Source organism: Ligilactobacillus equi DSM 15833 = JCM 10991, from assembly GCF_000615765.1.
GTDB lineage: Bacteria > Bacillota > Bacilli > Lactobacillales > Lactobacillaceae > Ligilactobacillus > Ligilactobacillus equi.
In genome coordinates this window covers 25639-35115 of record NZ_BAMI01000017.1, presented here as the reverse complement: position 1 = coordinate 35115, position 9477 = coordinate 25639, and the positions used below count along the sequence as shown (strand labels likewise).

The following is a 9477-nucleotide window of genomic DNA, read 5'->3' as shown; positions in this document are numbered from 1 at the left end:
GAGGAATTTTTTTACAGGGGGCGCTTTCCTCTCGGTAATAAATTACCGAGTTTCCTCGTACGCTTACGCGACAAATTTTACGTGATGAAGCTGAGCATCTGCAAGCTAAAATTGAGGAACTCCAAGCAACCTTGAATTACCTTAATACTAAAATCGAGCACTACGAAGCCATCTTTTTAGAAGGCAATCACACTACACTTCCACCCCTTCCAAAAAATAAATTGGAAAAAAATTAAAAAATAATTTGACTTTTGAAAGATAAAACGTTATATTACTAATCAAGAAATAATTAAGCGTCGATAAGAAGAGTAACTAAGCCTAGCTAGCCTAGAGAGCTTCACTTGCTGCAAAGAAGCCTAGCTAACTTAGCGAAGATGAACTTGGAGCTTGTTAAGGGTCATCATGGCTACTTGACCGTTAAACAAGGCGTTAACTTGTTTAGAGGCTTGCAAAAGCAAGTAAATCCGGGTGGTACCACGAAATTTTCGTCCCTAGTTAAAGTTTAGACTTTAACTAGGGACTTTTTCTTTTTACCGAAGCTTTGGTCACTGCAAAATTTAAGAAAAGAGGTCATTCATATGAGTAAAGCACCAATTAACACCGATAACTTATCCTTTGAAACTAAACAAGTGCATGCGGGACAACCCATTGACGAAACCGGCGCACGCGCTGTGCCAATTTACCAAACAACTTCCTATGTCTTCGAGGATGCTAACCAAGCAGCCAACCGCTTTGCCTTGACCGATCCCGGTAACATTTATACTCGCTTAACTAATCCAACCACTGACGTTTTTGAAAAGCGAGTAGCAGCTTTAGAAAACGGGACAAGCGCGGTTGCTTTAGCGACCGGTGCCGGGGCCATTACCGCAGCTATTTTAAATATTGCCCAAGCCGGCGATGAAATCATCTCTGCTAGCAATATTTACGGTGGAACCTATAATCTCTTCGCGGCCAGCTTACCACCATTAGGCATCAAGACCCACTTCGTTAATCCTAGTAATCCGGCTAACTTTGCCACCCATATCAATGAACACACCAAGGCTCTTTATGTAGAAACTATTGGTAACCCTAACGCCGACTTAATTGATATTGATGCTATCGCGGAAATTGCTCACCAACACGGTATTCTTCTCATTGTCGATAACACCTTTGCGACTCCATACCTCTACCGTCCTCTTGAACATGGTGCCGACATCGTTGTTCACTCTGCTACAAAATTCTTTGGTGGTCACGGTACAACCATGGGTGGAGTTATCGTAGAAAACGGGAAGTTCGACTACCAAGCCTCCGGGCGTTACCCTGGCTTTACCAGTCCTGACACCCACTACAATGGTTTAATTTGGCACACTCTAGGCGCGGGAGCTTTCACCACAAAAGTTCGGGCTCAAGTTCTCCGAGATACCGGAGCGGCTATTAGTCCTTTTAACTCTTTCCTCTTGCTCCAAGGTTTAGAAACTCTCTCCTTGCGCGTTGAAAGACACACAGCTAACGCCAAAAAAATTGCCCAATTCCTCCATGATCATTCCAAAGTTTCCTGGGTTCGCTATCCTGGCTTGGCAGATGATCCTAATCATGCTTTAGCCCAAAGAGACTTCCCTAAAGGGGTAGGTTCTATCTTCACTTTCGGGCTTAAAGGTGGACTTGAAGCCGGAAAGAAATTGATTGATAAACTCGAACTTTTCTCCCTCTTAGCCAATGTGGCGGATGCCAAATCGTTAATTATTCAACCAGCCTCCACTACCCATGCCCAACTTAGCTCTGAAGAATTAACGGCAACAGGGATTACCCCAGATTTAATCCGAATTTCCATCGGAATTGAAAATGTAGATGACTTAATCGCTGATTTAAGCCAGGCCCTTGATCAGCTAGATTAATACATGCAAGAAGAGGCTGGGGGAAAAACTAACTTTTTAGCTAGAACTTAGAAAATAACTGTAATAAAAAGTGTCAGAAATCACGTTGCTGAAAACATTGATTTCTGACACTTTTTAATTTTTAAGACTTCTTTCCAAGCGTCTTATTTAAGTTTTAAGTAAACTGTAAAAATGATTTTCTCATTCTTATAACTTACCGTAATCTTCCCTTTCATATTTTCTACATAATGTTGTGCCATTGAAAGTCCAATTCCAAAGCCTTTCTTTTGGTTGCTGTGAGATTGATCTTGACGGTAAAATCGGTCAAAAAAACGACTATAATCAACGTTCTTACCGTCAATGTATGTATTAGCCACCTCTAAAACGGCATTTTTCCCAAAACGTCCCTTGCGCAAAACAACCAAAATTTGACCATTAGGGTCGCAATACTTGCTAGCATTATCTAACAGGATATTAACTAACTCTAATAACATTGCTTCATTACCTTCAACTTGGAGGTCCGACTCCACACGGTAGTCATACTCCTTAGCTTCCTTGGTCATAACACTTTTAAAACTTTGACTAACTTTCCTGACAATCTCTGAAAAGTTTATTTTTTCAATCGAGATATTTTCTTGTTCCGTTAATCGTGCCATTACAATAAAGTGTTCAATTAGGCGTGTCAAACGACTAACCTGCATTTTGTTAGATTCAGTCCACTCATCACCACCGTTCATCATTTCCTGGAGCTCAGTATTAGCGGAAATTATGGTCAGAGGCGTTTTCAATTCATGACCTGCATTGGTAATAAACTCTTTTTGTTTGTCGTAAGCCTCAATAATTGGACGAATTGCTCGTTTGGAGAAAAGACTCAATAAAAGCACAAATAAGAACAGAGCCACTAACCCTGACCACAAGCCTACCCGAACTAAAGAACGTACCCGTTCACGAATGGTTGAAACATCCAAGAAAACTATCAAATACCCATTTTTAGCCTTTTTAATTTGGTATGCGTAAGGTACTTGATTGTAAACAACCATACCGGAATTACCTTCACGCCGTAGGAGCTTTTCAATCTCAGGTGTTACTATCTCAGGACTAATGGAATTAATCTGGCGAATATCAACAGCATTAACTCGCTTGCCTTTGTTAGCTCTCGCGCTAAAATAACGGTATTGAAAAATTGACTCAGGATTAAACTTTGGCCCCAACTCTTTTTTCGTTGCCTTTTGAGTCAGCCTTCCTTCATTGTCAACTAAGACTGTCAAAATCGTTTCAATTTCTTTTTGAGCATTCCAAGATGTTACTACTACCATACTCCCAATTACCGTTAATAAAACCAAAGTTAAGGTCATCACAGTTACAACCAAAAACTTATTGCGAAATTTTTGAATCATGGTCTCACCCCACTTTTTTTAAGGTAAAACTTCCACCTTTTTGACCACTAATTTCAACTTTGGCACTGATAGCTGCTAATTTTTGACGTAAATATGAAATATAAATCCAAACCGTTTGTGCGTCAGCAGCATTATCTTCTTCCCAGACGTGTTGTTCAATTTGTTGACTGCTCAACTCTTTCTCCGGATTAAGCATCAAAAACTCCAAAAGTTTAGCTTCCTTACCAGCTAATCGAATTGAATTATGACTGACTAATTCTTGCTCATGAACATCAAGCTTCATATTGCCATACTCTAAGACACTAGCAGTAAAACGGTCATCAACACGTCTTTCCATAGACCGCAAGCGCGCCAATAATTCTTTTAGTGAGAAGGGCTTAGTTAGGTAATCATCAGCTCCAGCATCCAAGCCATTAACTCGATCATCAACTTCGGCCATAGCTGTTAACATAATAACATGGGTCTTATTGCCTGTCGCCCGTATTTCTTTAAGAGCCTCAAGTCCGGTTTTGATTGGCATCATTATATCCAAAATTATCACATCATAAGCACTTTTCTGGCTTAGTTCAACTGCTAATTGGCCGTTATCGGCTATTTCAACCTCGTGACCATTTTTAGTTAAGGCAACTTTCAAGACTCGACTTAGCTGCTCTTCATCTTCCGCAAGTAAAATTTTCATGTCTTTTCCTCTAATCTTCTTCGTGAATTAACTGTCGAATTGTTTGCATAGAAATGTCGCATGATGCCAATTCATCTGCACAACGTTTTAATTCCTTAGTAATCCTCTCTGGATCTTTAATATCATGCTTATATTTCATTTCATGCTCCAAACTCGCCCAGGAATCCATCGCAATTGTCCGTAATTGAACTTCTAAATAATAATGTCCTGCTGTCGCCCATTAATATCTGGAAATTTAGTAACTATATCAAAAATCATATGATAACTGCGGTAACCATTAGGTTTAGCATTTTTAACGTAATCTTTTTCTTGAATAACACGCCAGCCAGATAACGCCCGCAACTGTTCCACCATGGTATAAATATCATCAACAAAACCACAAACGACTCGAATCGCAATGGCGTCCTTAATCTCCCATAAAGCATTTTTAGTAGACATCGCAAGCCCTTTACGTTGACACTTTTCCCGCATACTATTTTCCGTTTTAATTCGACCAATCAGGTGTTCGTAAAGTTTACAATTACGATTTTCTTTATATTCCTGATTTATCACCCTAATTTTATTCATCATTTCTTCCAAAATTTGTGGCAGATACGCCTCATATTCACCGTAGATACTTGTTGCCACTATAATCATCCCCGCCTTTACTTTTTCTCATTATATCACGCAATTCTTTTTTATTGGTCAAAGACACTGTTTTTTTAAGCTTTCTTCATACAATCACCATGAAAAAAATAGTACACCTCCAAATCCATAAAGGTGCACTACTTTTAATTTATCATTTTAGACGAAAGTTAATCAGCTGCTAAAGCATCAATTGGATTAAGAGAAGCCGCATGCCGAGCTGGTAACCACGCAGCTAACAAGGAAATAATTAAGGCAATTATAAAGACTGTCACAACATTACCTGCTGTAATTTGAATGAAAGAGTATGTGGCAATTTGAGAAAGCGCACTATTAAAGGTAATTTGTGCCAAGTAAGCAACCACCGTAGCTACTACAGCCGCAAACACCCCAATAATTAAGGATTCGGCAATAAACATATTCCGAATATCACGCTTACTTTCACCTAAAGCTCGCAAAATCCCAATTTCCTTAGTCCGGTCAGCCACCGACATGTACATTGTCACAATAATCATCAAAGCGGAAACCAATAAGGAAATGGCAGCAATTCCGGCTAAAATATTGGTAATTAAATCAATATAAGTTTGAACCGTCGAAATGGCATCAGAGACCGAGGTTGCAGTAAATACGCGCTTACCATCTGACCTAATCTTATCAATTTGTTTAGCCACTGCATTAGACTGATCCATACTATCAACTTTGACTGCCAAAGCCATAGCGCTGGCCTTAACATCAGCATCCTTCATAGCTTGCACCATGGTCTTACCTGAAGCGTAACTCGCACCTGATGAAGAAGCCGCAATCCCTGCAACCTTGGCTTGGTATTTAACTTCTACGGTTTGTCCTTTTTGACCCAATGTTTGGTAGGATAAGGTTACCGTCTTACCAATTAACTTTTGATAATCCTTCTTCTGTAAGACTTTTGCCACACTATCACGGTCTAAGACCACTTCACCAGCTTTGGGACTGCTACCTTTTTTGATGGAACCATTGGAATTTGAACTAGTCCAAGAACTTACTGATTGTGCCAAGGCTTCCTTACCAGCATACTTAATTGTCACATTGGACGTCGAGTAGAGTTTTTGCACAGATTGAACATGAGCTAATTGCTTAATTTTATTAATATCAGCTTGCTTAAAATTCTTTTGAGCTGTCACTTCACCTGACATACTTTGCATAGCAGCTCTTTGGTTAGCTGCTTGCGCATTAGGCCCTTGGGCATTGGTTTTGACATAACGCGTGACAGCAATCGCTTGTGGATTAATTAAATCAGTAATTTGCTTATTAACATAACCATTTACTCCGCGCCCCAAACCTGTAAAGAGCATGACCGCAAATAAACCAATCGCTGTTCCAGCAATAATCAAAGAATTACGTCCCTTATGATACCTGAAATGTTTGTAGGCCGTCTTCAAAGAGGTCGCTAAAGAAAGTTTTTTAGATGTTAGACGTGACTCATTACCGACTTCATAGGCCGGACGTAAGCGTTCATCACCATCGATTTGCCCATCTACCAAGTGAACAACCCGTGTACTAGCATCGGCGACGTGTTGGGAGTGAGTGACTGCAATCACCAAGCGCCCTTCTGCGGCAATTTCATTGAGAATTTGTAAGACATCTTCGGTATTTTGCGAATCTAAGGCTCCCGTAGGTTCATCGGCAATGATAATCTTAGGATCACTTGCTAAAGCCCGAGCAATGGCCACCCTTTGCTTCTGGCCACCCGATAATTGACTCGGATATTTACTAATGTGCTCAATCAAACCTACACGTTTTAAAAGTTCCTTAGCCCTTTGCTCTCGTTCCGTCCCAGTCAAAGTGGTCATATCGAGGGATAATTTTACATTTTCCAAAACGGTTAGGTGATTAATCAAGTTATAAGATTGATAGATATAACCTATTTCATCTCGCCGGTATTGGTCCATGCGTGCTTCTTGGCTGTGATCAAGTTCTTGACTATTAACCACCACTTGCCCTTTAAATTCCCGGTCTAATCCCCCGATAATGTTCATCAAGGTTGATTTTCCACCCCCTGATTCACCCAAAATGGAAATAAATTCCCCTAGTTCAAAGTCTAAACTAATACCCTTTAAAACTGGAAATTCTTCTTTCCCTAGATAGTAAGATTTTTCAATATTTTTGAGTTCTAAGTAAGCCACAAGCTACCACATCCATTCTAAAGTTAAGTATCTTTAAATTTAAGTTATGTCCATAATATGGCACTATTTCAAAATTTTGTCAATAAACTTAAATATAAAAGATACATATTTAACTTTTTTATTAAATTTTTATCGCTTATAATGGAGTTAAAAATATTTTATTTGGAGGTTAAAAATGGATCGTAATCTAAAAAAAGAACTCAATCGTCAAAAAATACTGACCGCCACTCTCAAACTTTATCTCAAGCAGGGCATTAAAGCCACAAGCGTCCGTGATATCAGCCGTGAATCGCAGATTTCTTATGTGACCATGTATAAATACTTCGACAATAAAAATGTCCTCACTCAAAGTGCTCTGGCTTGCCTCATTGACCAAGTTTTTGCCGAGGCGCAAAAAACAATACTCAATCGAAAGTTAACTTTTATGGAACGTATGCACGCTTTCCCAAATCATAAGCACCTTTTCACCACCAGCACTTCAGAAGTTATCACAGAATTGAACAACTACATTCAAGCTGATGAAATTTTAACAACTAAAATTACTGAACACCTCAATGAGCTTTTTAAATTAATCTTACAAGAAGGTCGCAAGGCCGGTTTTGTCCAAACTACTGCCAGTGACCAAGCCATCATTACGTTATTATCTGCGCTCAATTCCTTCCGTACCAATGTCAGCAACGAAAAATTTAACCAACTAATCCCCGACATCATACAAATTTTACTCTACGGCTTAGCACATCCCGGTCAAAAGCTTCCTCACTAGGAAGCTTTTTGTAGTTATAGTCAACTACCTCCAAATTTCAGTCCAGTGCTTGTATATCAGCCAGTAGCATCATTTTATTTAGGTAATTCAAACTTAAATTAGAGCTTAGCTCATCGCTAAAGCCACCGAGTTTACGCCCCATCATAACTAAAAAATAAGCGCTAAATCAAACCTACTTTGATACCTTCATTACCTTTAATAACGTTTAATTAGCCCGTACACTGGCAATAAAGTTATCCGTCACCACCTTGGTTTGGTCGACTTGACCATCATAGAAGTAACATATCGACAAACTATTGTCCATGTATTCTAACTTGGTCAGGTAGGTCACATAACAGGGAAACTTTTTTTCGGCACTTACCTTTTGGTAAAGTTCCCGTAAATATCCAATCACATCACCACCTTCGGGAATTGCGACACAATCGACGACTCGACAATCAACGGTCGTACGATTTTTAACCTGATAGACAAAAAAATCCTGTTCTGGCCGTCTTTCCTGATGTACTTCAGTTATTTCAAAAACGGGCATCACCTTTTCTAAGATATCTATCATTTGTAGACATTCTTCTTGCTTTTGTTCAATACTTTTCATCAAATTTCCGGGAAATGAATCAATCATCTTACTAGCCTCCTTAGTTTTACCGCGCTGGTTTAACTATCAGCACATTCCCGTCTTGATTACGACAGGTCGTTTGTTTAGTTTTCACGTCATAGACAAAAATCATCACACTATTTTGGTTACGGTTAACAATAATCAAATGGGTCAACTCTGGACAAACTGCTTGTAACAGGGACAATTCCTCCCAAATACCATCCTTTTTTACGTCACCTTCCGCAAAAATCAATTGTACCGCTCCAGAACCATAACTTGTTTCAACTTCGTAAAGATTATGTTGATAATAACTAACTGCCTCAACATAATGCACACTTTGAATTCCTAGCTCAGGTGCCAGTAATTGCAGAGCTTGCAAAGCTAAGTCCTCTTTTTTCATTACTTCTCCCATATAACAAAAGTTATCTTCAGTTTGTTTTTTTGACATAAAAACGACTCCTTTATCCTAAAACTTATAAGCGCAATTTTTACCCTTATATATATTAAATACGCAAAAAAATTCATTTTTTGACAAAAAAGTCGAATTTTTTTACTTTAAAGGTTTTACCCGGCTCACCGATTTTTATGTAACACAAAAACCACCCTCAAATGAGAGCGGTTTGTAACGGAAAGAAAATCTATCTTAAAGCTTTTCTTTGTTAACAATGTTCAACTTGTCGTCCAATGTGTAAACTACTGGTTGACCAGTTGCCATTTCAACATCCATGATGTCTTCGTCAGAAATTTGTTCGATGTACTTAGTTAAAGCACGTAAAGAGTTACCGTGGGCAGCAACGATAACGTTCTTGCCAGCCAATAAGTCTGGAGCAATCTTGTCTTCCCAGAATGGGATAACACGTTCCAAAGTAACCTTTAAGTTTTCCCCACCAGGAATAGCACGTGGGTCAAGGTCTGCGTAACGACGGTCGTTAGCTGCAGAACCTTCGTCATCTGCACTCAAAAGTGGAGGCAATACATCGTATGAACGACGCCAGATGTGCACTTGATCTTCACCAAACTTTTCAGCAGCTTCAGCTTTGTTTTGGCCTTGCAATGCACCGTAGTGACGTTCGTTTAAGCGCCATGATTTTTCTTCAGGAACGAATAATTGGTCAGATTCTTCCAAAGCGAAGTGTAAAGTCTTGATGGCACGAGTTAAAACTGATGTGTAAGCTTGGTCGAATTCGATTCCTGCTTCTTTTAACTTCTTACCAGCAGCTTTGGCTTCAGCTTCACCTTGTTCTGACAAGTTAACGTCAACCCAACCAGTAAATAAGTTCTTTAAGTTCCATTCACTTTGACCGTGACGGATAAATACTAATTTTGGCATTTATAGATCCTCTTTCTTTTAATAAAAATGTTACAACTATATTTTACAATGAAATGCAAGAAATTGGTAGTCTAATTCGC

8 protein-coding genes, 1 pseudogene and 1 other annotated feature are annotated in these 9477 nt (G+C 39.2%); of the genes and pseudogenes, 2 read left to right on the top strand and 7 right to left on the bottom strand.

Annotated elements, in window-relative coordinates; all coding sequences use genetic code 11:
* The first annotated feature begins 287 nt into the window (after positions 1-287).
* Positions 288-496 (top strand) — a binding site (T-box leader).
* Positions 497-578: 82 nt separating this feature from the next.
* On the top strand, positions 579-1874 hold the full coding sequence (locus tag JCM10991_RS05485; protein ID WP_025020797.1) for an O-acetylhomoserine aminocarboxypropyltransferase/cysteine synthase family protein: 1296 nt from the start codon (positions 579-581) through the stop codon (positions 1872-1874).
* A gap of 143 nt (positions 1875-2017) precedes the next feature.
* Here the strand turns inward: JCM10991_RS05485 and JCM10991_RS05480 are convergent, their stop codons facing one another.
* From JCM10991_RS05480 to JCM10991_RS05465, 4 genes and pseudogenes are all read right to left on the bottom strand, one after another.
* Positions 2018-3250, bottom strand: a complete 1233-nt coding sequence (locus JCM10991_RS05480; RefSeq protein WP_023859700.1) for a sensor histidine kinase — start codon at positions 3248-3250, stop codon at positions 2018-2020.
* Between the two features lie 4 nt (positions 3251-3254).
* A complete protein-coding gene (locus JCM10991_RS05475) occupies positions 3255-3929 on the bottom strand; it encodes a response regulator transcription factor (protein WP_023859699.1) in 675 nt (224 codons plus the stop codon).
* A 10-nt stretch (positions 3930-3939) separates the two neighbouring features.
* A pseudogene (locus JCM10991_RS12775) lies at positions 3940-4565 on the bottom strand (GTP pyrophosphokinase).
* A 158-nt stretch (positions 4566-4723) separates the two neighbouring features.
* Positions 4724-6712, bottom strand: a complete 1989-nt coding sequence (locus tag JCM10991_RS05465) for an ABC transporter ATP-binding protein/permease (protein ID WP_025020796.1) — start codon at positions 6710-6712, stop codon at positions 4724-4726.
* A gap of 175 nt (positions 6713-6887) precedes the next feature.
* Here JCM10991_RS05465 and JCM10991_RS05460 point away from each other — a divergent pair, with 175 nt between their 5' ends.
* Positions 6888-7475 (top strand): TetR/AcrR family transcriptional regulator, encoded by a 588-nt coding sequence (locus tag JCM10991_RS05460; protein WP_023859696.1) that lies wholly within the window; start codon positions 6888-6890, stop codon positions 7473-7475.
* 205 nt (positions 7476-7680) lie between these two features.
* Here JCM10991_RS05460 and JCM10991_RS05455 read toward each other — a convergent pair whose 3' ends face one another.
* The 3 genes from JCM10991_RS05455 to JCM10991_RS05445 all read right to left on the bottom strand — a co-directional run bounded on the left by JCM10991_RS05455 (position 7681) and on the right by JCM10991_RS05445 (position 9397).
* The gene (locus tag JCM10991_RS05455; RefSeq protein WP_023859695.1) at positions 7681-8094 is read right to left on the bottom strand and encodes a hypothetical protein; all 414 of its coding nucleotides are present in this window, start codon (positions 8092-8094) and stop codon (positions 7681-7683) included.
* A 19-nt stretch (positions 8095-8113) separates the two neighbouring features.
* The gene (locus JCM10991_RS05450) at positions 8114-8515 is read right to left on the bottom strand and encodes a hypothetical protein (RefSeq protein WP_023859694.1); all 402 of its coding nucleotides are present in this window, start codon (positions 8513-8515) and stop codon (positions 8114-8116) included.
* A gap of 195 nt (positions 8516-8710) precedes the next feature.
* Complete coding sequence (locus JCM10991_RS05445; protein WP_023859693.1) at positions 8711-9397, bottom strand: 2,3-diphosphoglycerate-dependent phosphoglycerate mutase; 687 nt, start codon at positions 9395-9397, stop codon at positions 8711-8713.
* Between the last annotated feature and the right edge of the window lie 80 nt (positions 9398-9477).